Annotated in this window: 23 protein-coding genes and 2 pseudogenes; 10 read left to right on the forward strand and 15 right to left on the reverse strand. The window is 69.0% G+C overall.

From position 1 onward, the window contains the following. The first annotated feature begins 20 nt into the window (after window positions 1-20). On the forward strand, window positions 21-320 hold the full coding sequence (locus tag FB563_RS31585; RefSeq protein WP_055705209.1) for a hypothetical protein: 300 nt from the start codon (window positions 21-23) through the stop codon (window positions 318-320). A gap of 437 nt (window positions 321-757) precedes the next feature. On the opposite strand, the gene FB563_RS31590 is transcribed toward FB563_RS31585, so the two are convergent. Beyond that, window positions 758-1,522 (reverse strand): YqjF family protein, encoded by a 765-nt coding sequence (locus tag FB563_RS31590; RefSeq protein WP_142219116.1) that lies wholly within the window; start codon window positions 1,520-1,522, stop codon window positions 758-760. Window positions 1,523-2,196: 674 nt separating this feature from the next. Between FB563_RS31590 and FB563_RS31600 the strand changes: the two genes are divergently transcribed. Further along, entirely contained in the window at window positions 2,197-2,757 is a 561-nt protein-coding gene (locus FB563_RS31600) for a barstar family protein (protein ID WP_234357850.1), read from the forward strand. A gap of 277 nt (window positions 2,758-3,034) precedes the next feature. Here FB563_RS31600 and FB563_RS31605 read toward each other — a convergent pair whose 3' ends face one another. The 3 genes from FB563_RS31605 to FB563_RS31615 all read right to left on the reverse strand — a co-directional run bounded on the left by FB563_RS31605 (window position 3,035) and on the right by FB563_RS31615 (window position 5,586). Next, the gene (locus tag FB563_RS31605; protein ID WP_055707796.1) at window positions 3,035-3,394 is read right to left on the reverse strand and encodes a helix-turn-helix domain-containing protein; all 360 of its coding nucleotides are present in this window, start codon (window positions 3,392-3,394) and stop codon (window positions 3,035-3,037) included. Between the two features lie 82 nt (window positions 3,395-3,476). Then, on the reverse strand, window positions 3,477-4,982 hold the full coding sequence (locus FB563_RS31610; RefSeq protein ID WP_055707797.1) for a S1 RNA-binding domain-containing protein: 1,506 nt from the start codon (window positions 4,980-4,982) through the stop codon (window positions 3,477-3,479). A gap of 1 nt (window position 4,983) precedes the next feature. Beyond that, the gene (locus FB563_RS31615) at window positions 4,984-5,586 is read right to left on the reverse strand and encodes a recombinase family protein (RefSeq protein WP_055707798.1); all 603 of its coding nucleotides are present in this window, start codon (window positions 5,584-5,586) and stop codon (window positions 4,984-4,986) included. 475 nt (window positions 5,587-6,061) lie between these two features. On the opposite strand from FB563_RS31615, the gene FB563_RS31620 reads away from it, so the two are divergent. Further along, window positions 6,062-6,787, forward strand: a complete 726-nt coding sequence (locus FB563_RS31620; protein ID WP_055707799.1) for a DUF4241 domain-containing protein — start codon at window positions 6,062-6,064, stop codon at window positions 6,785-6,787. A gap of 127 nt (window positions 6,788-6,914) precedes the next feature. Here the strand turns inward: FB563_RS31620 and FB563_RS31625 are convergent, their stop codons facing one another. Beyond that, window positions 6,915-7,421, reverse strand: a complete 507-nt coding sequence (locus FB563_RS31625) for a hypothetical protein (protein ID WP_234357851.1) — start codon at window positions 7,419-7,421, stop codon at window positions 6,915-6,917. A gap of 65 nt (window positions 7,422-7,486) precedes the next feature. Here FB563_RS31625 and FB563_RS44385 point away from each other — a divergent pair. After that, window positions 7,487-7,800 (forward strand): annotated as a pseudogene (locus FB563_RS44385) (GNAT family N-acetyltransferase); the annotation flags it as partial. Between the two features lie 29 nt (window positions 7,801-7,829). Here the strand turns inward: FB563_RS44385 and FB563_RS43220 are convergent. Then, on the reverse strand, window positions 7,830-7,982 hold the full coding sequence (locus FB563_RS43220) for a hypothetical protein (RefSeq protein WP_159045562.1): 153 nt from the start codon (window positions 7,980-7,982) through the stop codon (window positions 7,830-7,832). Window positions 7,983-8,687: 705 nt separating this feature from the next. Between FB563_RS43220 and FB563_RS31635 the strand changes: the two genes are divergently transcribed. The 3 genes and pseudogenes from FB563_RS31635 to FB563_RS31650 form a co-directional block, all read left to right on the forward strand. After that, the gene (locus FB563_RS31635) at window positions 8,688-10,181 is read left to right on the forward strand and encodes an alpha/beta hydrolase (protein WP_055707800.1); all 1,494 of its coding nucleotides are present in this window, start codon (window positions 8,688-8,690) and stop codon (window positions 10,179-10,181) included. 376 nt (window positions 10,182-10,557) lie between these two features. Continuing rightward, the gene (locus FB563_RS44390) at window positions 10,558-10,857 is read left to right on the forward strand and encodes a hypothetical protein (protein WP_234357852.1); all 300 of its coding nucleotides are present in this window, start codon (window positions 10,558-10,560) and stop codon (window positions 10,855-10,857) included. Window positions 10,858-10,876: 19 nt separating this feature from the next. Next, window positions 10,877-11,446: pseudogene (locus FB563_RS31650) on the forward strand (IS630 family transposase); the annotation flags it as partial. Between the two features lie 31 nt (window positions 11,447-11,477). On the opposite strand, the gene FB563_RS31655 reads toward FB563_RS31650, so the two are convergent. Beyond that, window positions 11,478-11,987 (reverse strand): DinB family protein, encoded by a 510-nt coding sequence (locus FB563_RS31655; protein WP_055707806.1) that lies wholly within the window; start codon window positions 11,985-11,987, stop codon window positions 11,478-11,480. After that, window positions 11,984-12,481 (reverse strand): SRPBCC family protein, encoded by a 498-nt coding sequence (locus FB563_RS31660; RefSeq protein WP_079048914.1) that lies wholly within the window; start codon window positions 12,479-12,481, stop codon window positions 11,984-11,986. Before FB563_RS31660 ends, FB563_RS31655 begins: the two co-directional genes overlap by 4 nt. A gap of 271 nt (window positions 12,482-12,752) precedes the next feature. Between FB563_RS31660 and FB563_RS31665 the strand changes: the two genes are divergently transcribed. Continuing rightward, window positions 12,753-13,331 (forward strand): GNAT family N-acetyltransferase, encoded by a 579-nt coding sequence (locus FB563_RS31665; protein ID WP_055707803.1) that lies wholly within the window; start codon window positions 12,753-12,755, stop codon window positions 13,329-13,331. A gap of 640 nt (window positions 13,332-13,971) precedes the next feature. Here the strand turns inward: FB563_RS31665 and FB563_RS31675 are convergent. Next, window positions 13,972-14,454: a hypothetical protein gene (locus tag FB563_RS31675; protein WP_142219118.1), complete on the reverse strand. Its 483-nt coding sequence runs from the start codon at window positions 14,452-14,454 to the stop codon at window positions 13,972-13,974. Window positions 14,455-14,943: 489 nt separating this feature from the next. Here FB563_RS31675 and FB563_RS31680 point away from each other — a divergent pair, with 489 nt between their 5' ends. Then, window positions 14,944-15,504, forward strand: coding sequence for a hypothetical protein (locus FB563_RS31680; protein ID WP_324615856.1), 561 nt, complete (start codon window positions 14,944-14,946; stop codon window positions 15,502-15,504). Between the two features lie 959 nt (window positions 15,505-16,463). Here FB563_RS31680 and FB563_RS31685 read toward each other — a convergent pair. Further along, window positions 16,464-17,486, reverse strand: coding sequence for a DNA-directed RNA polymerase subunit alpha (locus FB563_RS31685; RefSeq protein WP_142219119.1), 1,023 nt, complete (start codon window positions 17,484-17,486; stop codon window positions 16,464-16,466). A gap of 367 nt (window positions 17,487-17,853) precedes the next feature. Next, on the reverse strand, window positions 17,854-18,753 hold the full coding sequence (locus tag FB563_RS31690; protein ID WP_055709665.1) for a phosphotransferase: 900 nt from the start codon (window positions 18,751-18,753) through the stop codon (window positions 17,854-17,856). Between the two features lie 366 nt (window positions 18,754-19,119). Here FB563_RS31690 and FB563_RS31695 point away from each other — a divergent pair, with 366 nt between their 5' ends. Next, entirely contained in the window at window positions 19,120-19,668 is a 549-nt protein-coding gene (locus FB563_RS31695; protein WP_055709664.1) for a GNAT family N-acetyltransferase, read from the forward strand. A gap of 608 nt (window positions 19,669-20,276) precedes the next feature. Here FB563_RS31695 and FB563_RS43600 read toward each other — a convergent pair. The 4 genes from FB563_RS43600 to FB563_RS31725 all read right to left on the reverse strand — a co-directional run bounded on the left by FB563_RS43600 (window position 20,277) and on the right by FB563_RS31725 (window position 23,979). Then, a complete protein-coding gene (locus FB563_RS43600) occupies window positions 20,277-20,417 on the reverse strand; it encodes a YciI family protein (protein ID WP_199832998.1) in 141 nt (46 codons plus the stop codon). A 269-nt stretch (window positions 20,418-20,686) separates the two neighbouring features. Next, entirely contained in the window at window positions 20,687-21,586 is a 900-nt protein-coding gene (locus tag FB563_RS31710) for a Vgb family protein (RefSeq protein WP_055709663.1), read from the reverse strand. Between the two features lie 5 nt (window positions 21,587-21,591). After that, window positions 21,592-22,248, reverse strand: coding sequence for a CatB-related O-acetyltransferase (locus FB563_RS31715; RefSeq protein WP_055709662.1), 657 nt, complete (start codon window positions 22,246-22,248; stop codon window positions 21,592-21,594). Between the two features lie 261 nt (window positions 22,249-22,509). Then, window positions 22,510-23,979: an MFS transporter gene (locus FB563_RS31725; protein ID WP_055709661.1), complete on the reverse strand. Its 1,470-nt coding sequence runs from the start codon at window positions 23,977-23,979 to the stop codon at window positions 22,510-22,512. Window positions 23,980-24,089 lie beyond the last annotated feature (110 nt).

Raw genomic sequence — 24,089 nt, forward strand, 5'->3', positions numbered from 1 at the left:
ACGGTGACACGATCGATGTTATGAACACCAATACGGACTGGACCTACCGGGTGTTCGAGCCGCACGGCTCCGAGGGGTGGCGCCCCTACGGCAGCGACCCCGAACAGTGGCACGGCGTGATCACCGCCGCCGACACGGACGAGGGCGCCAAGCACGCCATCGGCCGCATCGTCGCCGACCTCATGACCGAGTGGGAGAGGACCGGCCTCCACCACGCGATGCACGTGCGCGTCTTCCTCTGGCACGGCGAGGCGGGCGAGACGGAGGATGCAGACTTCGTCGTGGAGGTCCGGCCCCGGTCGGACTTCGACACAGCGTGACGGACCAGGACGCTCGGCAGCCGAAATCACCGCCGCAGGCCACCCATGTCGGATGGAACCCGTGATCGCGGCCTCGTGCTTCGCCTCGATGATCTGGGCGATGGCCCAGGTACAGCGGTCCTCACTCGACTTCCCACGCCGGGCCGGATCCGAAGACGTGGAGCCCGAGGACATGGCGAGCACAGCCTGGGAGTGGCGGGGCGTCGGGCCCAAGGTTTGGGACTACCGCCCGGCTGGGGCGGCCTCATGTCTCTCGTGCCGCCGCTAGGCCGGCGGCTGGCGCGGTGGCCCGCCCGGCACGCGTCACGGGCGGGCACGCCCCGATCCCCGGCCGCGCCCGCGCCAACCCATCCCGCCCGCCCCTTCTCCTTCACTCACTGCGCAAGCGTGGGCTTGCGCGCTCCCCCGGCTTCCGCCCAGCCGCCGCGTGCGCAGGTTCAGGGGGTGGGCAGGCCGCCCGGGCGGACGGGGCGACCGAAGCGGACTGGCACGCCGGGCGAGTACAACACGCTCACCGGCGGCCCAGATGGCGACGGCAGCCCGGCGGCGGTGACCAACTCATCCTCGCAGTCCAGAAGTTCGGCCCGGTGCAGTGGCCAGCGGGGGTGGGTGTTGGGCAGGTACACCGACCGGCCGAAGAAGGCGTTGTGCATCCCCCAGCGCGCGGTCAGGAAATGTTCGAGGGCGGTCGGCTCCGCGATCCGCTCGCCTGTGCGCACCGTGATCCGACTGCGTGCCCCGCGCGGTCCCGGCCAGCGGCGGTGGCTGGTGTAGCTGATGGTGTCCGCGTCGTGGTGGATCGCCATCCTGGCCCACATGTAGGGCAGCCGGAAGGCGCTGCGGGCGACGGCCACCGGCAGCAGCCGAGAGGCCTCCAGCGAGCGGAACACCACGCCGCGCCGGCCGTGCCGGTCAACGGAGTAGAGCCGGACGTTGGTCTCCGGGAAGGTGCCGAGGTACGGGATACCCGGAACCTTGAACCAGCCGACCCGGTACATCCGGAACGCCACCAGGCCGATGTAGGTGAGCCCGTCGTGCGTGTCCGGCACAGTCCCGGCCGGCAGCAGCGGCGCCACGTCCGCCGGGTCGGCGGCCCAGTGCAGGAACGACAGGTCGAGCCAGGACTGCGTGAGCAGCGTGTCCGGCACCTCGCGCACCGGATCGGGCGTTATCGGCTCCACAGGGGCAGGGGCGAGCGACATCGCATCAGAGTCGCACACCCCTTACGGCCGTCCACCCGCCCCCCCGCCCGCAATCAGCCGCTCGGTGCAGCAGGGCAGGCCACCTCGGACGCGGGTGGAGGGCGGGATCAGTCGCCGTCGACGACTCCGGAGGCCGCGCGATCTCGACCTTGCCCTTCGGAGCGCCGGACTGCGAGCCCAGGGCCCCTTCGCCCTGTTCGGTCCGGCCAGGCTCTTTGCAGTTGAGGATGACGGCCTGCTCGTCGAGGACGAGTTCAGCGGCGACCTGACGCGGGAGTTTGTCGGCGACGTCCCGTTTCAGGGTCGCGGTGCTTCTCTGCACCGCGCTCTCACGGGGTGAAGGCGGTTATGTGACTCGGCAAGGCGAACGCCGGGCAGGTCACCCGACGTCGGTAAGATCAGCGCTCTCATTGGGGGGTGCGATGCGAACATCAGGGCGGGGCGGCGAGGGGCAGAAGTACGCGCTGACCTCGGATGAGGACGACAGCGATTTCTGGGGCTTCGCTCAGGACGCCGAGGGGCTTTTCACGCCTCTGCAGGAGGGAGCGCGCCGAGTGCACCTCGCAGGTTGGCTCCCGCAGGGGGGCCTCCTGAGGAGCGTCGGTCATGTCGGTAGTCGTCGTGCCGTGGCCGGGAACGCCTGGGTCGAGCTCCTCGACGCCCACGGTGTAACCATGGGGTCCTACTTCGTCAACGAGGTCACCGTCCTCGACGTCAAGCCCTCCGCCCGCGGAGCCGGCCTCGTCGACCTCACGGTGACGCTGTGGTGCGAGAACGCTCTGGCTGGAGCGGAACAAGTGTGGGGTCTGATCCGCACAGGTCACCTGGACCGCACTGGCATGTGGCAAGACCTTGCCCCCGAGGACAGACGAGCGTGGCTGTCGGTGGCGCTGTGGTCCCAGGAGTACCAGCGTCAGGGAAAGCCGGACGCTCCCGCAGGCGAGACATTCACCCTGGACGGTCGGCACATCGTTGACAGGGACACCTTTTACTGCGCGATCGGCGAGGCCATCAACGGGCCCGGCGGCTACTTCGGCTGGAACCTGGACGCTCTGGACGACTGCCTGATCGGCGGGTGGGGCGCCTCCACGCCGTTCACCTTGCACTGGGATGCCTCGGCCAAGGCTCGGGCACGGTTGGTAGAGCGCGTGCGCGCCGGCGCTCGCGAGGTTGCGCTGTTCGACCTGCTCCTGGAGATCCTCGAGGAACGGGGCGTGAGCGTCGTCCTTCGGTGACAGCACGTCGCTTCCAGGCACCGGACTGCGGGAAGGTCGTTTGGACCCCTTCGGACGGCGGCGTCCCCTTCGGACGGCGGCGTGCGGGGCAGAGCGGCGGGCGGTGACTGTACGGCAAGCGGCGATGGGGCAGGTCCGGAGCCGGGCGCAGGATCCGGCAGCGGGGCGGTCGCTGCAGGGCCAGGAGGTCGCCGGGCGTTTGGGGAGTTCTCGTCGTAGAACCATCGCAGCGCCCCGGAGCTGCGGCGAGGCAGGTGTCGCCGGGCTCGTCTGCGATCTAAGCCGGCGCCGGGTTCCGCGCCACAAAGTCGAGCGCCCGTTGCGCGAGCCACAGGTCATGGACGGCACTGGGGGGCCGCAGCAGAGAGCGTTGGAGCAGTGATTCCGCGCGTGACAAGCGTTTGCGGACTGCGGATGTCGACAGGGACAGCGCGGCCGCGGTCGGGGCGATGCATGCGTCGAGGCGCAGCCAGGTGGTGAGCGTGTCGAGGACGAAGGAGGGGGTTTCAGGTGCGTGCAGGGGCCGGAACTGGTGTTCCGCCCACGCCGCGACGCGCGGCAGCTGGAGGAGTTCGCCCAGGGACGGGGCCGGCGCCCGTGCGGCGTCCCGCCGAACGGTTGCCTCGGGATGGGACAAGGAGACTAGGTGCGGGGTCAACTCATCTGACTCAGCACCGGACTTGTACCTGTGCTCCTTGCGTGTATGGGCAGCCGCTTCGTCAGGAATGGCGATCTCCCCCGTGGCGCGGCGTACGGGCCTGCGTCCGAGACAAGGCGATGCGACGCCGGGTGAGATCGACATCGGTGATCCTCACGGTAAGCATGTCGCCAACCTCGACAACGTCTCCGGTCGATTCGTCCAGCTCGCTGGTGTGCACGAGCCCTTCGAAGCCGTCCTCTCGTTCTTCGATGCGTACGAAGACGCCGAACGGCACGATCTTGGTGACCGGTCCGGTGACCACCTGCCCTATCCGCTGCGCTACCTGCGGCCACGGGTCTTCCTGCACTGCTCGGAGCGACAGTGGAACCCGTTCCCAGACCATGTCGACATCGAGGACCTCGGCCGTGATCTCTTGGCCAACACTGACGACGTCGGACGGGTGGTTGATCGGCCGCCAGGACAGCTCCGGAATATTGATCATCGCAGTGAAGCCGCCGATGTCCACGAAGGTGACGCCGAAGCTGGCGATGGACGTCACCGTACCGGTGACGACCTGGCCGCGCCGCAGGGTCTTCAGGAAGGCCCAGTCCCGGTCGCTGGGCGTCGGCTCGGTCTGCCAGCGTGCGCGGAGAATACCGTCGCTGTCGGGCAGTACGGCCGTGAACAGCGGGTGCCGCTCATCGGTAGCCAGGGATACGACGCCGGCAGAAGACGCGCTGGCGAGCTGGGAGGTCACTGCCTCGAACTGCGTCTCGTCCGCGACCGTGCTGGTGATCCGCCCGTCAGCGTCCTCCCAGATGATTTCCACCAGGCCCTCGTCGGGCAGAGAGGCCATGGCCGCGTCGACGCCGGTGAGCAGGTCCGGCCACACCGCCAGCTGTGCGCGAGGGGTCAGCTGGGCACGCACCGCCTCGATGTTGTCACGGGTGAGGCGGTGCCATCGGGAGGCGTTCGCGACGTAGGTCTCCTCCAGGAACGTGGCACGGTGGGCGCTGACCGCCCAGTGCAGGCGGCCCCAGAAGTCGGCATCGGCCGGACGCTGCACATGCTGTGGGTCGTCGGGGGCAAAGTCGTACGGCGATGCGTGCAGGCGTTCCGGGAACAGGCCGAGCGAGCGGGTGCGGTTCAGCGCCACGTCGCAGGGACTGCTACTGCCCACATAAAGGTACTGGTCCCAACCGACGTGGACCGCGAACGCTCCTTCCACCTCCAGGCGGCACCAGGCGCCGTTGCCGCGGAGCATGGCCCGGACGACTTCCAGGCCGACGGCGATCGGCACCAGCGCACCGTCGTGGAATCCGGCGAGGCCGGCCGGGAACAGGCCGGCCAGGCCGTAGCCGTCGACCGGTGGCTCCAGGCCGAAGTGGGCGAAGCCGCCGATCTGCGGCTCACGGATGGCCAGCCGGTCGACACCGGATTCCTCGGCGAAGGCGGCGACGGCCTGCAGGTAGGCGGCTTCCACCGGTCCGCGATCACTGGTCACGGGCTGGGCCCCGGTGTAGTGGCCGTGCTCATCGCGGTCGGCGAGGTCGTACTTGGTGACCCGGTAGACGTAGGGCAGCACGTCACTGCCCCACAGAGGGCGAAGACGCCGGTGCGCTCTCGTGGCGTTCGAGAACGCGGTAGACAGGGGCGCGGCGGACGGAGAACAGCTCCGCGAGGTCGGCGGTGGTGTGCTCGCCGGACTGGTGCTGCTGCACCAGGTGCGTCTGCTGGCGTGCGGTGAGCTTGGGCTGCTTGCCCTTGAGTTTGCCCTTGGCCCGCGCCACCGCCATGCCTTCGCGGGTACGCATGCGCAGGAGGTCGACCTCGAACTCGGAGAAGGCGGCCAGGGTGTTGAAGAACATCTTGCCCACTGGGTCGGCGGGGTCGTAGAGGGTGCCGCCGAGCGAGACCTTGACGCCGCGGGCGGTGAGCGAGTCGCCGAGGTCGCGGGCGTCGGGAACTGAGCGTGCGAGGCGGTCGAGCTTCGGGACGACGAGGGTGCCGCCGCCGCGCACGGCCGCGAGGGCCTGGGCCAGGCCCGGCCGGTCGCGGTTGGTTCCGGTCAGTCCGTGGTCCAGGTAGATCCGGTCCTCCGGGACGTCCAGGCTGGGCAGGATCTCGCGCTGGGCGGTGGGGCTCTGCTTGTCCAGACTGCATCTCGCGTAGCCGACGCGTGCGTTCATGTCCGGCAGCGTACGGTGAGCCCCCGCTCAACGTGCACATCCGCGGACACCCTGGGGGCGGTGGATGTACAACCTTGCAGTCCGTGACGGCCAGGACCGACTGGCCGAGGGGAGTACGTACCTCATGGGCCGCGCGGTGTGTCCGCGTTGTGCCAGTGTGTTCCACATTGCGATAAGTACGCAGCCGCCAACCTCCCCCCTGCTTTCTGTTCGACTTGCGTTCCAAGATCGGTTGAGAGACGGCCTCTCAGAGTCGGTCGGCTTGATTCCCCAGGCCAACCCGCGCTGACCTGCGGGCCGGCTGCCTACCCTCGGCGACCTGCCAGGCGGCATCCGACGCAGTGGCGGTCGCCGGCGAGCTGAACTGGCCGGCCACGGTCGCGTTCCCCGGGTCGATGTGCGAACTGCCGATGTCACTGCGCCCACGTACCGTTTCGGTTGACCGCCCGGCAGGGTGGTGACGGAGGGATGAGACATGGAGTGGAGCGGGGACGCTCGCCTGGCGGCCGGGCCGGAGGCCACCTGGTACCTCGAGACGGCGTTCACGCCCGGGGAGCACCTGGGGACGGTGTACGACGATCCGACAACTCCCGTGGTGGTCACGGAGATTGAGGAGCCGGCCACCATCCGCATACCCAGCGGCCGTCTTGTCGTCGACGCGCCGTGGCATGACGACGAAACCTGGGAGTACGAGCGAGGACTGCCGACGAGTCCCCCGCGGGAGCTCGCGGTGCGCATTCCCCCGGGCACCTACCGGGTGGAGATCGCGTGGACGGCGGGGCCGTACGAGTTCTTCGGGGAACAGTTCGACGGCGTTGCGTGCGCCGCGACCCGCCTGCGCATCAGTGACGATCCCGTGGTCGGGTGGGAGATGGGCCTGGGCGTCGACGACGATGTCGACCGGCTTCAGCCGGGCGAGCAGATCCGCTTCTACTCCGACGCCAATGTGGGCTGCTTCGCCGACGCCGGCGCGTGGAGGGCTTTGTCCGCGCCGTTTCGGGCCTATGTGAACGGCATGCCGGTACCACGCAACTCCGAACAGCTGCCCGACGGGTGCGAGCGGGTCTCCGACGAGTCGCAACAAGCCGATCTGGTCACGTTCACTGCAGAGTCGGGCGGCGTCGTCTGGCTGGGCCGCACCAAGACCGGCGACGTGGCCGCGATCGTCGTGACCAGTGGCATGCCTGGTGCCAAGGCCTGACGCGGCGCTACCGGGGCCCGCCAGCCGCCGAACTTCCCCACTCGCTCGAGGACTTGATCAGGTGAGGCCGTCGCGAGATGTCTTCCTCACTCTGGTATGCGCACTGCTCTGCTGGCGACGCCTGAACTCAGCTGTCGCCCGACCAGTACCAGGCGGCGGGCTGACCCAGCCCACCGATGGGGATCAAAAGGTCGAGTGTGTAGACGAGGGGCTCGGCGCGGGTGCCTTGACCTCGTTGGACTGGGTGGGGAGAGCGAATGCCGAAGGACAGCGTGCCGAGCAAGGTCAGCGCGAGGAGCCAGACGCCGGCCAGCCAGGGTCGGTAGCCATTGCCCACGGTGACGTCGAGCAGGTGCCCCCACGCTCGCGCCGCAGGATGCGGTGTGCTGCGGCGGTGACGCTGCTTGGCCAGCACCCGACGCGCATCGTCATCGTGGCCGGCCATCCGGTACCGGCTCGCCAACTGCTCGTACGGCTGTGGGCTGTAGCCGGGGCTGCGGCGTATCCACTCCACACGGTATGCCACAGGGTGTCGACGTCCCACCGCCTCGCCTCGTTCACCCGCCTCGACGGCCTTGACGGAGCCGTAGACGAAGCCGTTCCAACTCCACCACGTCCGGCCAGCAGTGCTCATTGTCGTGGAGATAGGACACCTGCGCGCCCCACAGGTCCACGGTGCCGGACGGCGGCCGAGCCCGGGGGCGGCAGCCCTGCGGCCTGATCGGCCTGGGCGATATCGATCTCGCTGGAGGCGGTGCCGAGCTGCTCCTGTACTGGCTGCTTCCCGTCGGCCGGGAGCGCGGCGCCATGGTCGATGCCGTTGTCCGCGTGCGTCGGTGGGCGCTGGAGGACCTGGGTTGCATCGCTTGCGGACCACGCACTCCGTCGCCAACGCCGCCTCCTGCTGGGTGGCGACGAAGGCCGGATTCGCTCTCGAGGGCACGATGCGAAGCGCCCTGCTGCACTCGGATGGCTGGCATGACGAGCATCTGTATGCCCGTGTCCAGGGTGACGCCTGGTCTGGGCGAGGAGAGGGCGCCGGTCATCCGGCGATGACTTCGAAGACGGCGGCTCCGCAGGAGGTGTCGTGGATGAGGGTGACGGCCTCGCCGGAGAAGAGGCTGTCGCTGCGTCCGGCGAGTGCGAGGTGGTGGGCGAGGCAGGAGGTGGTTTCCTCGCTGGTGAGGGGCGGCATGTTGTAGCGGATCGCGATGCACTGGCCGAGGGCGGCGAGCTTGCCGAGCCTTCCCCGGTGACAGCCTGTGCTGGGCGGAGTCGATCAGGTCGAGCGGCACGGTACGGCTGGGGCCACCCCGACGCCATCACGGCACCGGTCCACGAACGCGACACCGCCGCCATCGCGGTCACGGCACTGGGTGTCGGCGCCGAGGACACGGTGGCGACCGATCCATCGAGCGCGGCCGTACTGACAGGAGCCGAACTGATCTCGCAACGCCGCCAGGTGGAACAGATCGGGCAGGCGATCGGCAGGACTCTGCGTATCGAGGAACTGTCCCCGGACAGGCCCGCGAGCCCTACGGCCGCTTTTCCGGACCAGCAACCGTCGAGGCCGTCTTGCAGTTCCGTTCCCTGGCTGCCGCCGACGGGTCACCATGTACGCCGACCGTGCCGCGTGTGCTGGGTCGGCCCTTACCCAGTTCCACGGCGCGTCGGCATCATCCACCACACGCCCGTCGGCAGCGAGCGCCACTGTTGTCCGGGTCCCGGCCTGGTCGTATCGTAAGGCACCCAGACGTCGACCATACGTCGACACGCACCCGGTTGCGCTGCGTGCGCGAGACGCCCGCGGGCCAGGCAAACGCCTGTGGGGTAAACCCCCTTGCGCAGAGGCCTGTTGGCAGGATGTCATTGATGGGCGGGGCAGGCGAAGCTCGTCGGTATGACGAAGAACAAGCGAAACGCGGCTCTGTTCGCCGCGTCTGCCGCCGTCCTGAGCCTCGCCGTACCCCTCACTACGGCGTCAGCTTCGACGGCCGGCCATGCCAGGCCCTCGCACCTCGTTTGGACCAAGTGCCAGGGAACGGACCTCGACCCTCGGCAGGAGTGCGCGACCATCGATGTGCCGATGGACTACGCCGACCCGCACGGCAAGAAGATATCCCTCGCGTTCTCCCGCATCCCTGCCGAGAACCCGAAGACACGCCGCGGCGCCCTGTTCATGATCCCTGGCGGGCCCGGCGGCGGCAGCCTCGACGACCCCTCGGGCAAGGGGCAGAAGCTGCCGCAGGAAGTGCGGAACACCTATGACCTGATCGGCTTCGATCCTCGGGGGTACGGCCGTTCCACCCCGGTCAGCTGCGACCTGGAACGAGGTGACCTCGCCCGGGCGAGGCTCTTTCCCTGGCCTGCTCCCGACGGCTCCGTCACGGAGACCATGGCCACCGCGCGGCGGATGTCGGATGCCTGCGCACGCAACGGCGGCCGGCTGATGCGGCACATCAGCACCGCCAACGAGGCCCGCGACCTCGACCGGATCCGGGCTGCGCTCGGCGAGCGGAAGATCTCGGCCTGGGCCGTCTCGTACGGGACGTACGTCGGCGCCGTCTATAACGAGCTGTTCCCGCATCGCACCGACCGCTTCGTGCTGGACAGCAACGACAACCCCGACCCGGTGCGGGTGGAGCGAGCCTGGCTCGCCGCGTTCGAGGTGGGTGCCGAGGACAACTTCCCCGAGTTCGCAAAGTGGGCGTCGCGGCGTGGCAACCCCGATCGAGTGGCCGGGACTGCGGCCGAGGTACGCCGTCTCTTCCTTCGCCTCGCCGCACGCCTGGACCGTGAGCCCCTCCCGTGGCCCGGCGCCGATCCGCAAGAGCTCAACGGCAACGTGCTCCGACAGGTGATGCTGGAGAGCCTCTACGACCCGGACGACTACCCCGCCCTGGCCAGGCTGATGCTCGCCGCCCAGAAGGGCACCATGCCGCCCGCGCCCCAGGCGCCACCCGAGCCTGTCGTGCAGAACGTCACCGCGGTCAGTGCCGCCACTTTCTGCAACGACGCCGCCTGGCCCAGGTCCGCGGCCTGGTACGAGAAGGGGGTCCCCGAGAGCCGCGCCAAGTTCCCGCTGACCGCGGGGATGCCGAGGAACGCGGTGGTGTGCGCCGTCTGGCCGTACACGCCGCAGGAGCCCGCGGTACGGATCACCGACCGTGGCCCCTCCACGGTCCTGATGGTCCAGAACCGGCGTGACGCAGCCAGCCCCCTCACCGGCGCCCTCAAGCTCCGCGAGGCCCTCGGCCGACGCGCCGTCATGGTGACGGTGAACTCCACCGGCCACGAAGCCTACCTCGCCAACGGCAACGCATGCGGCGACCAGGTGGTCTCCGACTTCCTGGCGACGGGGAAGCGGCCGACGCGGGACATCCTCTGCGGTTAGGCCATGTCGTTCAGATCATCCGATCGTTGGTCTGTTGTGCCGTTGACCGACGCGCAGTGGGCGCGGATCGAGCCGTTGTTGGCGGGTGGAGTGACCACCGCCAAGTGATCGACGCGATTGCCTTCAAGTCCCGGACTCGGACGCAGTGGATGCACCCGCCGGAGAGGTGCGGAAGCTGGCGGGGCGTCTCCACGATCGTCCGCTCTCACCAGCACGCTGCCGGGGCCCGCAAAAAAAAAGGGGCTCCGGCCGGGAGCCGGCGGCCGACCATGCAGTCGGCTGGTCCCACGGGGGCTGACCACGGAGATCCAGCTCGCGGCCGACGGCGGCTACCGACCGCTGGCGTTCGTCCTCCCGTAAGCCGCGGGCTTCGAGCATGGTGCCGCCGCTGAGTCTCAGCGGCAGGACGCTGAACCACTGGCGGGTGCGGTGCGTGCCGGTGCGGATCGCCACGATCCGGGTTCCGGGCCGGACGGCGGCCAGGATCGTGCTCAGGGTGTCGGGCAGGCGACCGGACGGCCGTCCACGCTGCATGTCGATCCTGCCGCTGGACGACACCTTCCCCGCCAAGGAGACCGAAGCGGCCGGAGGGCGGGCCGTGTTCATGCTCGTCGAGCCCGACCATGCGGGATGCGCGAGATCGCTTCCCTGGTCGAGGGAGGATGCCTGCGCGTGATGGTCGACAAGAGCTTCCCGTCCACAGCCGCGTGATTCGGATCGGCCGCGAGGCGTTACGCTGCCTGCTCACCCGCCGCGGCATCACCCTCCAGCGGACCAAGACCTGGAAGGAGTCCCGGACCCAAACCGGGAGGCGAAGCTGGATGGGATCGAAGAAGTCCTGGACCGCTTCCCGGACCGGGTCTTCGCCTTCGGCGAGTTCGGCCCGCTGGGGATCCGGCCCACCGCGGGCTCGGGCTGGGCCGCCCGGGCGCCGCCAACACGTTGGCCGGGCTGAAGTCGATCCGTGCCGCCCGGCCCGACGTCGCCCCGATGTACGTAAGGTCGAACTGTGTTTCACCCCGACCTACGCCTCGTGGGCGAACCCCATCGAGGCGCACTTCGGACCGCTACGGCAGTTCACCATCGCCCACTCCAACCGCCCCCATCACACCGTGCAGATCCGGGCCCTGCACGCCTACCTACGCTGGCGCAACGCCAACGCCCGCCACCGCGACATCCTGGCCGCCGAACGCGAAGAACGCGCCCGCATCCGCAGCGAGAAAGGCATCCGCTGGGGCGGACGCCCCCTCACCACCGCGGCCTGAAGAACCCGACGCACCTCACCCGGTCACAGAACTATCCGGCGTAGGGGGTGCCGCCGAGCCAGGTGGTGCCGTCGATCAGTTCACGCACCGCGTCCAAGTGGCCGCTGTGGCAGGCGACTTCGGTGAGCACGTGGATCAGGATGTGCCGCACGTCAGGCAGCTGCCAGGTGGGCCAGATCTCCACGGGCCAGGCGGCGGGCTCCTGTTCGGGCGCGGCGGCGGCGAGCACGGCGTCTGCACGCGCGATGGCCGCCCGGTAGCCGGCGAAGACCTCGTCGGTGGGCATCCCGTCGGGTACGTACCAGTGCGCCTCCGCGCCTGCCGCGAGCTGTCCGGACACATCAGCCTCGCCAGCGATCACGCCGGGGAACCAGAAGCGTTCGACATCCACAGTGAGATGGCGCAGCAATGCCAGGCAACTCCAGCCGCTGGGCAGCACCGGCCGCCGCAGATCCTCCTCCGAGAGCCCTTCGAGGATCCCGAGGACGTGCTCGCGCTGACGGTCCAGGGCGCCCTTGAGGGCGTCGAGTTCGGCGTTCACCGGGCGGCGCACAGTGCGGCGAGGCGTTCCAGGGTGCTCACCATTTGTGTCTGCCACCAGGCGCGTCCGCTGTCCACTTCCGCGCGTTTGTCCTCCGGCATGCGCGAACCGTCGAAGGTCTCGGTCACGACCGTCGCCCCGGCTCCCTCCGGGAGCAGGTCGAAGATCCACCGGTGACCCCAGACGGCTCCGGGCGCGGTGGCGTCCGGGTGCCCGCGACCGGGCCTCGGCTCCCAGCCGATGCGGCGGTCCGGCTCGTACTCGACGACGTGGTTGTTCATCTCGTAAGCGCCGTATCGCTCGTTGTGCATCCGCATCACGAAGACGTCCCCGACGCCCGAGACCACGGCGTCGCAGACGCCAGCGCGGAGCATCCCCGAGCCGTCGAGGTCCGGGTGCCGTCCGGGGTCGGCCAGGATCCGGAAGATCTCCTCCGCCGGGGCCCCGATACGCCGGGACGCCACCACCACGGGCTCGCCTGTCGTACTCGTCATCCGCGCGCCTCCGTCAACCGCAGAGCATGAACCCGACTCCGGTCCGGACGCTACACCGGGGGTACGACAGCGCCTCGTCGAGGACGTACCACATGCCGTCGGTTGGCGATCAGGAACTGCCCCAGCCCCCCGGCGAGCCTATGCGGTCACAGCACTAGGGACGCTTGGTCGCACCGATGAGCGGACACGTCTGCCAGCCCGCCAAGAAAACCTGTTGCGAGTGACCCGCATCGGATGTCCGATTGATCGGCCACCGATCAGGGGAGGGAACATGAGGACGCCGCTGCCCACCCCCTCGTTGCACACCGCCCGCCTTCGACTGTGTGCCTTCGAAGACGCGGATGCGGACGACCTCTTCGCACTGCACAGCAGCGCCTACGTGCTGCGCTACTGGGACGCGCCACCGTGGAGCGAACGCGTGCGCGCCGAGAAGTTCATCACGGCTTGCCGGCAGATGGCACAGGAGGGCACCGGGGCACGGCTGGCCGTGGATCGTGTCTCCGACGGGGCGTTCATCGGCTGGTGCAGCCTGAACAGGTGGAATCCGGACTACCGCAGCGCGTCGCTTGGCTACTGCTTCTGCGATGCGGCGTGGGGCCACGGCTACGCGACCGAGGCCGCGCGCGCTTTGTTGCGGTGGGCATTCGACACGCTGGACCTGAATCGCGTCCAAGCGGAGACCGACACGCGCAACCTGGCCTCTGCCCGCGTGCTCGAGAAGCTCGGCTTCGTGCGGGAAGGGACGTTGCGGGAAGACTGCGTCGTCAACGGCGAGGTCTCCGACTCGTGGGTCTACGGGCTGATCAGGCGGGAGTGGCGGCCGTCGTCCGAGCCGGTTCCCGCCCACTGAATTCCCAACTAACCTGTTGAGGCTCTATGCCTGTAGTCACAGCGTCAGGCCCGTCGGCCCGTAGGTGCTGCAGAACGCGCAATCACAGCTGGTGAGACAGTTCGCCCGGCAATGGGCGGTCGGCCAGAAGCGGGATGCGCAGGGGCCTGGGTCGAGCAGCCTCCCGTCGCGGGGCACCGTCCTGTCGCACCAGGTACAGCGGATTGCTGCGGGGACGCCGCCGTCCTGCAACCGCCGGGCCGCCACGGTCGCCCTGTCGAGTGGGGCTTCCTCCAGAACCGTCACGGGGGCGCGGTCGAGTAGAAGCTCGCCACGCCACAGGCTCAGTCCGGTCACCGCTCTGACTGCCTGCAGAGCCTCCTGCCCGCCCTTCCCGGGCTCGGTCACAAGGACGGCAAACCCTGGCACCTCCACTGATGTCTCTCCTTCGGCGACGGGGTACGTGGCCCCAGTATGTCGACGGACAGAGCCCTCGAACCGTCAATTTTCGAAGGCTGGAGTCACGCGTCTGCGGACGGTCCGCCCCGCTGCTGGCGGTGTCGACGTGCCTTACGTATCGGGCGGCCCGAACGCGGCCTCGACTGGTGGGCTGGCGTATTCGAGTGTGTCTCCTCCACCGCTCGTGATGAGTCACGTAACGTCAGGCCGTGGGCGCACCGTTGGGCCGGTACTCCTCTGAGGGCATCGAGTCCCATTCGGTATTCGCGCCGTCGCGCGTCACCATGAACAACGGACGCGATCGCAGGACCTGCCCGACTGGTTGCCCGCGCACGAGCACCCCGGGATCATCCGGTCCTGCATAGCCCTCGGGCGTGTAGCGGAAGTTCACGTCCATTGCCTCGGCATACGCGATTGCGTCGCTCTCCAGTTCCGACAGGTCTCTCCCGACCAGCGGGATCCCGTCGTACGCGACTTGGGGACCGTGCACGGCGTCGGCGGCGATGCAGAAGAGCCCCACAGCCTGGCTCACATAGGCCATGACGGCAGGTGAAGAAGGAGCCACCCCGGGTCGGTGGACCTCGACCTTCCAAGTCGGCGAGAAGATGGCGTGGTCCCGCCTGCAAACGCTGACCTTCGTCCGGCCGAGAATCTCAGCCGACTCGACCACTTCGTCGACGGTCATACCGAACCGTAGCGGTCCGACACCGACAGCCGGCGCATAGGACCACTCGTCCCGTTCGTCGACTCCGTAATCGGCTTCGCTCCTGAACGCCATAATCGCCCCTCCACAGACACCTGAGAACGTGCCGCCGCCCATCATGTCAATCGCCGGCCAACGCACTGCCAGGTGCCGCCGGGCGCGAGCAGGCTCGTGTACTCAGAGATCGCCTCCGGCAACGGCGGGAATCTCAGCGAGCACGTCTGCGCCACCCACGAGCCAGGGTTGGTGACTTCAAGGCTGTGGCACACATTTCGTGACGATCATGAGGGGGAGGCAGAAGAGGTGATCGAAGGGGCGTCCAGGCCGCCTTCGGTTCGCAGTCCCCGGGCTGCTCAGTCCTCCGCGCTGTGTACCGTCCATCGGGTGAATCGTCATCTTGCTGATGCGCCTGACGGGCTCTCCCGCCGGGCTCGATCCTTCGTCTGGGCACACGGCCTGCGAGTCGACAGTGTGGGCGTCGAGCAGTATCGGAGCCGCTGGCTGGAGCACGGGATTCCGGCAGCGGAAGTCGACAGGGTCGTGGCCTTCGAGGAACGTTGGGGCGGCATGGTGCTTCCCCCGGCGCCGATGTACGACGGCGGGCCGAGAATCTTCCGCCCCGACACGCCGGAGCGGACGCCGACGGATGGGTGGTGGTTCGAGGCTGGAGACCAGCGGACCGCGGTGCCCTTCTCCTTCATGATCGGTCCCCGTGGCGAGTTCGGAATCCACGCCGAGCGATGGGTGCCGCTGCATGCGAGCGTCGAAGGATGGGTCGAGTCGCTCGCGCTCGCCCATCACGCGGCCATGTGGGCCCAGCAGATCACCAAGGTCACCGGCGAGGACATCGACGCACTTCAACTCGGGCTCCACGAACCGGTTCCGGAGGTAGAAGCACTGGCCGATGGGTGGTGGCGAGGCACGGACTCACTGATCGCGGTCTACACGGGCGAGGCCGAGTGCTTTGCCAAACCCGAGTACCGGACCGCCGTCATCTACTCCGGCCTCGACAAGTGGGGCCTGCACGGCTGAGCCGTGGTCGTCGCGTGCGGTGAGGACCACTCGGCGGGTGCACGGCCGACAGCCGCGAGGAACCAGTGCCGTCCCTCGGTGCGTGTGGTGCGGCACACCTCCGGCGACGCGTCCTCAGCAGCCCATGAGCCAGTCGGCGCCGTACCGTCCGCCGGGGCACCGCCCAGACTTCGGCCCTAGCCCGAAGCGGATAGCGTTCAACCATGACGGTGGACAGGTACAGCGCGGCCGACATACGCATCGTGGAGTTCGACGAGCACGTGCGGGCACAGCCTCAGATGTACTTCCAGGTCGGCCGGAGGAACCCGCAGTTCGCTACGCGGGTGCTGGAAAACGTCCTGGGCCACGCTTCACCCCGCTGCCCGACTCGTTCTGGTGCACACCCTCCAGGTCGAAGCCGAGAGCACCGGCGAACTTTCCTCATCAAGGTCTGGCGGAACGGCCACGCCCTCGAGCAGGAACTCGCCGGTCTGAGGCCGCTCTCGGCTCCCCGGGACATCGATCCCCCACCGGGTACAGGCACACTCATTGCTTTCGAACTGGACCGCACCTATCTGGAGCAACACCACGCCCCCATGCTAACCCGACAGGGCTGGACCTGCATGGGCCCGACTGCAACGGACCTGCGGGACCCGGACAGAGCCGCACTACGTGACCGTCGGCATGAGTCGATCGAGCGGGTCGAGGAGACGCTCCCGCGTGCCCCGGCCAAGGCCCCCCGGTGTTGGGCGGTCCCTGCACGGGGCGCACTGTGCGGGGACCACCCGGAGCCCTGCAGTCCTGTCAGCTCATGACACCACCACGAAAAAGCCGGCCTGCCTCGCGTCCTACTAGACGTATCACCCGGGGGAATAAAACTTGCCTCCCTGCTCCGGACCGCCCGACACCCCCGTAGATCGTCGCCGGGCTCACATCCAGCGGCATCTGCCTTGCTGGCTTCCCGCAAGCCGGCGCAGCGTTCAGTACTCCTCGGTCTCCACGAAACCCGCGTCCGCGTCGTCGTCGGCGCCGAAGGCGTCGGCAGCGGCCGTGGGGTCGAATCCGGGCGGGCTGTCCTTCAGGGCCAGGCCCATGCCGGCCAGCTTCGCCTTGACCTCGTCGATGGACTTCGCACCGAAGTTGCGGATGTCCAGCAGGTCGGCCTCCGAGCGCGCCACGAGCTCACCCACCGAGTGGACGCCCTCACGCTTGAGACAGTTGTAGGAGCGGACCGTGAGCTCCAGCTCCTCGATCGGCAGCGCCAGGTCGGCGGCCAGGGCGGCGTCCGTGGGGGACGGGCCCATGTCGATGCCCTCGGCGTCGATGTTGAGCTCGCGGGCCAGACCGAACAGCTCGACCAGGGTCTTGCCGGCCGACGCCATGGCGTCACGCGGACGCATGGCCTGCTTGGTCTCGACGTCGACGATCAGCTTGTCGAAGTCGGTGCGCTGCTCGACACGCGTGGCCTCGACCTTGTACGTGACCTTCAGCACCGGCGAGTAGATGGAGTCGACCGGGATACGGCCGATCTCCTGGCCCACCTGCTTGTTCTGCACGGCGGAGACGTAACCGCGGCCACGCTCGACCGTCAGCTCCATCTCCAGCTTGCCCTTGCCGTTGAGCGTGGCGAGGACGAGGTCGGGGTTGTGCACCTCGACACCGGCCGGGGGCGCGATGTCGGCGGCGGTGACCAGACCCGGTCCCTGCTTGCGCAGGTACATCACGACCGGCTCGTCGTGCTCCGAGGAGACGACCAGCTGCTTGATGTTGAGGATCAGGTCGGTGACGTCCTCCTTGACGCCCGGCACGGTGGTGAACTCGTGCAGGACGCCGTCGATCCGGATCGAGGTGACGGCGGCACCCGGGATCGAGGACAGGAGCGTACGGCGCAGGGAGTTGCCGAGGGTGTAGCCGAAGCCCGGCTCCAGCGGCTCGATCACGAACCGGGAGCGGAACACGTCGACGACCTCTTCGGTCAACGAAGGACGCTGAGCAATCAACACGAGGTATTGCCTCCAGGGTTTGGCGCCCGCTATCTGACGCCATGGACACCCCGAGGGTACGGGCCCTGCTCCCTCCCGGGTTGCCGAACCGCCTGACCACACCCGCCTGCCATCCGATCGGCAGACGGGGCGAAAGGCCGTCCCGCCGCCGGCCGACTTCGAGGCGCCCGAGCGGATGGCCGCAGACGGACGGCAGATCATAGTGATCAACAGGGAGGGCCACAGGCGTGTCTTCGACTTCGCCATGATGCCGATCCCGGAACGTCGTCCCGCTCAGCCCAGACGCCCGCTGACCCACAACCGCACGCAGCTGCCCCGGCCCCACCCGAGACCGGGCGCATCCTGCGCTGGTCGATCGATGCCGATGTCAAAGGCCCTTCAGTACGCGCTCAAGCGCCGACCGGCCTGCGGGCCCCCAGTTCGGCTTGCCTCCGGGCAGGCCGCGGTCCCCGTTCTGGCCCATCAGCATCAGGAACAGGCTCTTCATTGCGGCCAGCCCACGCGCTCGTCGGACCAACGCCTCGTCCGCCTGCGCATAGCTGTCGAAGAACCGCGAGGCGCCGCCCGCGGGGAGCAGCAGCCAGGCGGCCGCAAGGTCCCAGGCCGGGTCGCCGGCGAAGACATCGCCGAAGTCGACCACGCCCGCCAGTGTCCCGTCCGCGACGACGACGTTCGCGGGATGCAGGTCGCCATGAACCCACACTCGCGGGCCCTCCCACCCGGGAGCCGCGGCCGCGTCGTCCCACACGGCCCGGATGTCGTCTTCGACGAAGTGGCCGAGGTCCACGGCCCGCAGGAAGTGCTCGAAGCCCTCCGTGCACTCCTTGGGGTGACCGCCGCGGTCCGAGGCGTCCGGTGCTTCGGCGGGCGCCTCCACATGCAACGCCTCGAGGAAGGCCGCCAGGATGTCGGCCGCATGGTCACTGCGGGTGATCGAGCCGTGGTCCAGCGGTGTGCCCTGAACCCATGTCATGACGGTCCAGATCTTGGGGAAGCGCTCGGACGGCGCACCGTCCCGCACGGGGACCGGGATCGGCAGCGGCAGGCGCGAGGCCAGGGTCGGCAACCACCGGCGCTCCTTGAGCTGCAGATCCGGGCTGGTGTCCATCCGCTGCATCCGGACCGCCAACTCGTCCCCGAGGCGCCACATCTGGTTGCCCCAGCCGCCCGCCACCTCGCGGATGGGCAGCGCCGCCAAGTCCGGATGCTGGTCACGCAGCAGGTCGCGGACCAGACCCTCGCTGATCTCAATCTCGGATTCGATCATGCGGAGTCACAGTACTTGGCGTACGCGGAGGCAACCACGTTCTTCGGGGGATCCAGCTCCCCGACTGGAATCGCCGAGCCCTCTCGAAGAACCCGCCGCTAGAGCGCCCCAGGCTGCGCCGTCCACCAACTGAGGCAGTGAGTCGTTCACGTCGGGCGAGGCCCGGTGGGGTCGTGAACGCGGTCGCATCACCGCAGGCGCAGCGAGCATTGGCCGGCAGCGCAGGTCCCCGGCAGCAACCGGGGCTCGTCCCCGTGCCCGCGGGGACGGTCCGGCCCGACCTCGTCCACGGCGAGGCCCGGGCCAGTGGCTTGATCGGTCCGCGCTTCTTGAACGCTTTGGAGCGTGCTGGCTAGGTTGGCTGGCATGGCTGACCCCAGACCCCTCGCCTGGCCACCTGCCCCGATCAAGACCGAGCGGCTCGTACTCCGCGAGTCCGAGGCCCGGGACCGCGATGCGGTCATCGAGCTGAACGCCTCGCCGGAGGTGAACACCTACCTTGGTGGCCCTCGACCGCGCGCCGAGCTCGAACGCACGGTGCCCGAGGTGCCCGGGCAGCGCCGTGGCTGGTTCGTGGTCGAGCTCGACGGAGCAATGATCGGCACGGTCCAGCTCAAACCGCACGCCCCCGAGAGTCCGAGCAACCGCCGTCTGGAGGCCGGGAAGACGGAACTCGGCTACTTGTTCCTACCGGAGGCGTGGGGCCGCGGGTACGCCACCGAGGCGTGCACAGCGGCACTCGACTGGTTTGCCGGCGCGCTGCCCGGGGAGCCGGTGGTGCTCTACACCCAGACCGCCAACGCCAGCTCGATGCGCCTCGCGGCGAAGCTGGGGTTCACCGAGCTGGAACGGTTCCAGTCGTGGGGCGCCGAGCAGTGGTTCGGCGTGTGGTCCTCGCTCACGCCCTCCCATTGATCGGCTCTGCGGTCGACGATCGCACAGGCTTCCCCGGCCCCCGGTCAGGCGCCCTGCCTGGCGTGTTCCGCGGCGGTGGCTGGTAGCGGTAGGACTCGGTGCCGGTCTGGATGGGGGTGCAGCGGAAGGTAATCCGGTCGGCGATGGCAGCGCAGAGCTGCGGGGATGCCGGGCGTCCTGTGTGTGGCCGGCCCGCAACTAGCCGCCCCACTGGCCTACTCCGGTCCTGAATTGGTGCCTGCCGCATTCAGTGAGCGCAGCTGCCTCAGCTGACGGGTTATCTGTCCTTCGCTGTGTGTGCCGACCTATCGTCGAGCTGGCGATTGGGGGCGTCATGGTGCGGGACACTCGGCTGACTTGTGACCAGGGGCGGAGTGGATGGCGCACCCAGCGCGAGCGTGGCCGTCGCCGACCACTGATTCCGACCGTAGCCTCGCTCGTGCCGAGGGTTGTTCTTGCGGCCACCAGCGCGGCCACAAACAAGGTGCTTTCACCTTCTCCCAGTGGATCGGCCTCGGCAACGGCGGCGTCATCACCGACAACAACCCTTCGAGCAAAGGCGATCCTGCGGCCGGGCACTGTGCCGTCGGGCCGGCTCCCAGCGCCAGTCAGGCGGATTCGAGGATCGGGCGGACCTCGACGGTCTCCGGCGTGGGGAGGCTCCTGGCCAGTTCTAGGGCTTTCGTGCGGTCGGCTACCTCGACGATGAACCAGCCGCCGAGGGTCTCGTCGCCAGCGTGCGTGGGCACGTCGGTCACCGTCGACGTCCCGTCTGTCTCAGTGCGCAGTGTCGCGGGGCGGTGTGCTCGGTCTCCAAGGCTTCCCCGCCGACCAGTTTCCCGGCCGGGGCGAGGCCCCCGATCCAGCCGTCGTGTTCCTTGCGGTATGCGGCCCGGTCGGCCTGGACGGCGGTATGACTCGTCCGTCTCGAAGATCACGAGTGCGTATTTCATGGGACTTCGTCTCCCGCCGCCGTACGGGCGAATACTGCTGACGGTGTGAGAGGGGGGTGGTTTGTTCAGGCGATGCTGTCCGGTGGGGCGATGCGGGCGAGTGAGCCGATCTCCAGCGCGGTCCACAGGGCGCCGTCGGGGCCCACGGCGATGCCGTGCGGTTCGGAGCGGGGGGTGGGCAGGTCGTGGACGGTGACGGAGCCGTCGGGGGTGATCGTGCCGACGCGGTTGCCTCCCCATTCGGTGAACCACACGGTGCCCTGTCCGTCGACGGTGACGGCGTGCGGCCGGGCGGCGCGGTCGGGCAACGGGAACTCGGTGATCTGCCCGTCGGGAGTGATCCGGCCGATCTGACCGGCGGCGATCTCGACGAACCAGAGCGCTCCGTCGTGGCCTGCGGCGATCCCGACGGGCGCTGCCGCCTCGGTCGGCAGGGGGTGGAGGGTGACCGCACCGTCCATGCCGATCCGCCCGATGGCGTTGGCCTGGTTGAGGGTGAACCACATCCCTCCGTCGTCCCCGGCGGTGATCGCCGAGGGAAACGCGCCGGTGGCGGGCAGCGGAAACTGGGTGAGGTGACCGTCGACGGTGATCCGGCCGATGCGGTCGGCAGCGGTCTCGGTGAACCACAGTGCGCCGTCGGGTCCCGCAGCGATCCCGAACGGCCCGCAGCCGGAGCCGGGCACGTCGAATTCGTCGATCACGCCGTCGGTGGTGATTCGTCCGATCCGGTCCGCCCGGTACTCGGTGAACCACAGCGCGCCGTCCGGGCCGGGTGTGATGACGGTCGGCCCGCTGTCCGGGGCGAGTTGGTGGCTGGTCGGCTCCTCACCGGGGACCAGGCGGCCGATCCGGCCGCTGTGGACAAGGGTGAACCACAGGGCGCCGTCCGGGCCGGTGGTGAGGGCGTAGGGTCCGGCCGCGCGGTCGGCCACCGTGTGCTCTTCGATGGATATCTGGGGCATGTGGTTCAAAGGGTCTTCCCCTGTCCGTGCTCGCTGGCGATGCGTTCGATGTCGGCCGGGGTTCCGGCCATGATGGTGCGGGCGTGTTCGGTGACCAGGTCGGCGGGCCAGTCCCACCACGTGGCGCGCCGCAGCCGCTCGACGTCGGCGTCGTCGAAGCGCTGCCGGATGGGTCTGGCCGGGTTGCCGCCGACGATCGTGTAGGGCGGGACGTCGGCGGTGACCACGGCGCCGGCCGCGATGATGGCACCGTCGCCAATCCGTACGCCGGGCATCACGGTCGCGCGGTACCCGAACCAGACGTCGTTGCCGACGACTGTGTCGCCGCGGCTGGGCATGGCGGTGACGATGTCCAGCGTCTCCTCGGCCCACCTGCCGCCGAACATGGTGAACGGGTAGGTGGACGCCCCCATCGTCGGGTGCTCGGCGCCGGCCATCAGAAAGGTGGTCCCGGTGGCGATCGCGCAGTACTTGCCGATGGTGAGGCGCTCCGGCCCGTAGGCGTAGAGGACGTTGCGGTGCTCGAACTCCGTGGCTCCGTCCGGGTCGTCGTAGTAGGTGTACTCGCCCACGCTGATGTTCGGTGAGGTGACCAGCGGGTTGAGGAACACAACACGTTCGTGGGCGGGCAGCGGGTGCACGGTGGTCGGATCAGGGGACAAGGTCGGGGTCCTTTGCGTGGTTGCGGGATGTCGCACACGGCCCTGGCGGGGCGTCGGCGGGCCAGGGGCGGATCACCCTGGCCCGGCGGGGCTTCGGGTGTTCTCGGGGCTGGGCGGGGTGACCCACTCGATGAACTGGGCGATCACCCCGCTGGGGTCGGCGACCTGGAAGCAGCGTTCGCCCAGGGGTTCGGTAGCGGCATGGTGATGTCGACGCCCTCGGCGCGCAGCCGCTTCTCCTGGCCAAGGCCGTTGTTCTTGTCAACGGCTGTTCAGGGGTGCCTCGTTCGAGGTGGTGACCGCACCTGGGCCGGTGGGACGTTGCGGCGCCGCGCAGCCTTCCGCGGGCCTGGACCTCGCCAGCCACAGGCCGGTGAACACGGCGGTGACCAACGTGACGGTGCCGGCGGCAAGGAAGGCGCTGTTGAGGCCGGTCTCGAAGGAGGCGCCGCCGGATTGCCGGGTGCGGACGATGGCTCCGAGTACCGCCACGCCGAGCACCGCGCCGATCTGCCGGGTGGTGCTGCTGATGCCTGATGCGAGGCCGCCTTCCTGCGGGCTGACTGCTTGGATGGCGGCGCCTGTCAGTGGGGACATGGCCAGGGCGAAGCCGATGCCTGCGAGGGCCAGCCGCCACCATACGTTCCCGTAGCCGGTGTCGGCGTGCACCATGCCGAGCGCCAGCAGTCCCAGGCCGGCCAGGGCCAGGCCGGTGGTCACCACGATGCGGAAGCCGTACCGGGCGGCGAGTCGGCCCGCGTACGGGCTGACGATCACCATGGCGAGGGATACCGGCAGGGTCTGCAGGCCGGCGCGCAGGATCGAGCTGCCCTGGACGTACACGAAGAACTGAGAGAAGAAGAACGACGAGCCCATGAGCGCGAAACCCACCACGACCATGGCGGTGTTGGACACGGTGAACAGGCGCTGTCCGAACAGCCGCAGCGGCAGCATCGGAGCGGAACGACGGGCTTCGACGGCGACGAAGGCGGCAAGGAGGATCACCGCGGCGGCGAAGCTGCCCAGGATGACCGGTGAGGTCCAGCCGCGGGCACCCCCCTCGATCAGCCCGTAGGTCAGTACCCCCACCGCCAGAACGGACAGCACCGTGCCCGGGATGTCGATCGCGGGGGCACTCGGGTTGCGGGACTCGCCGAGGTGGCGCAGGCCGACCAGCAGCAGGACCACGCCGATGGGCAGATTGACCAGGAAGATGGCGGGCCAGCCGAAGGCTTGTGCCAGCACGCCGCCGGCCACGGGGCCTGCGGCCAGACCGATTCCGCTGAGTCCGGCCCACAGCCCGATCGCCTTGATCCGTTCTCGCGGCACGGGATAGGCGGCGGCGAGCAGGGCGAGCGAGGCAGGGCTCAGCGCCGCGGCCCCGATGCCCTGCAGCACCCGGCCGGCGACCAGCCAGCCGAGCGAGGGCGCGAGGCTGCACAGCAGCGACGCGGCAGTGAACACCGCCACGCCGGTCAGGTACACCCGCTTGCGGCCGAACCGGTCGGCGAAGACACCGCCGGACAACAGCAGCATGGCGACCAGCAGTACGTACGCGTCGACGATCCACTGGAGTCCGGTCAGCTGTGCGTGCAGCCGGTGCTGCATATCGGGCAGTGCCGCTCCAACGATCGTGTTGTCGAGCAGGACCATGAATTGACCCAGGCAGGTGACCGTGAGCAGCACGGCCCGGTTTGATCGACTGCCTACGGTCGCATGCGATGCAGCCATGGGATCCCCCTCAATCGTTGGTTGCGCCCGGTCCACGGTCGACGCGGGTGGCGATACACCTGAGCGCCCTAAAGCAGCCGATGACTGCGTTAAGCGACTATAGAGAGGAT

Origin of the sequence: Streptomyces puniciscabiei, assembly GCF_006715785.1 — a bacterium.
In the GTDB taxonomy this organism is placed as follows: Bacteria; Actinomycetota; Actinomycetes; order Streptomycetales; family Streptomycetaceae; genus Streptomyces; species Streptomyces puniciscabiei.

Bases quoted from the DNA above. Each gene is read 5' to 3' on its own strand.
- FB563_RS31585 (WP_055705209.1), top strand. From the start codon at position 21: ATGAACACCAATACGGACTGGACCTACCGGGTGTTCGAGCCGCACGGC.
- FB563_RS31590 (WP_142219116.1), bottom strand. From the start codon at position 1,522: ATGTCGCTCGCCCCTGCCCCTGTGGAGCCGATAACGCCCGATCCGGTG.
- FB563_RS31600 (WP_234357850.1), top strand. From the start codon at position 2,197: ATGGGGTCCTACTTCGTCAACGAGGTCACCGTCCTCGACGTCAAGCCC.
- FB563_RS31615 (WP_055707798.1), bottom strand. From the start codon at position 5,586: ATGAACGCACGCGTCGGCTACGCGAGATGCAGTCTGGACAAGCAGAGC.
- FB563_RS31620 (WP_055707799.1), top strand. From the start codon at position 6,062: ATGGAGTGGAGCGGGGACGCTCGCCTGGCGGCCGGGCCGGAGGCCACC.
- FB563_RS31625 (WP_234357851.1), bottom strand. From the start codon at position 7,421: ATGAGCACTGCTGGCCGGACGTGGTGGAGTTGGAACGGCTTCGTCTAC.
- FB563_RS43220 (WP_159045562.1), bottom strand. From the start codon at position 7,982: ATGCCGCCCCTCACCAGCGAGGAAACCACCTCCTGCCTCGCCCACCAC.
- FB563_RS31635 (WP_055707800.1), top strand. From the start codon at position 8,688: ATGACGAAGAACAAGCGAAACGCGGCTCTGTTCGCCGCGTCTGCCGCC.
- FB563_RS44390 (WP_234357852.1), top strand. From the start codon at position 10,558: ATGGTGCCGCCGCTGAGTCTCAGCGGCAGGACGCTGAACCACTGGCGG.
- FB563_RS31660 (WP_079048914.1), bottom strand. From the start codon at position 12,481: ATGACGAGTACGACAGGCGAGCCCGTGGTGGTGGCGTCCCGGCGTATC.
- FB563_RS31665 (WP_055707803.1), top strand. From the start codon at position 12,753: ATGAGGACGCCGCTGCCCACCCCCTCGTTGCACACCGCCCGCCTTCGA.
- FB563_RS31675 (WP_142219118.1), bottom strand. From the start codon at position 14,454: ATGACCGTCGACGAAGTGGTCGAGTCGGCTGAGATTCTCGGCCGGACG.
- FB563_RS31690 (WP_055709665.1), bottom strand. From the start codon at position 18,753: ATGATCGAATCCGAGATTGAGATCAGCGAGGGTCTGGTCCGCGACCTG.
- FB563_RS31695 (WP_055709664.1), top strand. From the start codon at position 19,120: ATGGCTGACCCCAGACCCCTCGCCTGGCCACCTGCCCCGATCAAGACC.
- FB563_RS31710 (WP_055709663.1), bottom strand. From the start codon at position 21,586: ATGCCCCAGATATCCATCGAAGAGCACACGGTGGCCGACCGCGCGGCC.
- FB563_RS31725 (WP_055709661.1), bottom strand. From the start codon at position 23,979: ATGGCTGCATCGCATGCGACCGTAGGCAGTCGATCAAACCGGGCCGTG.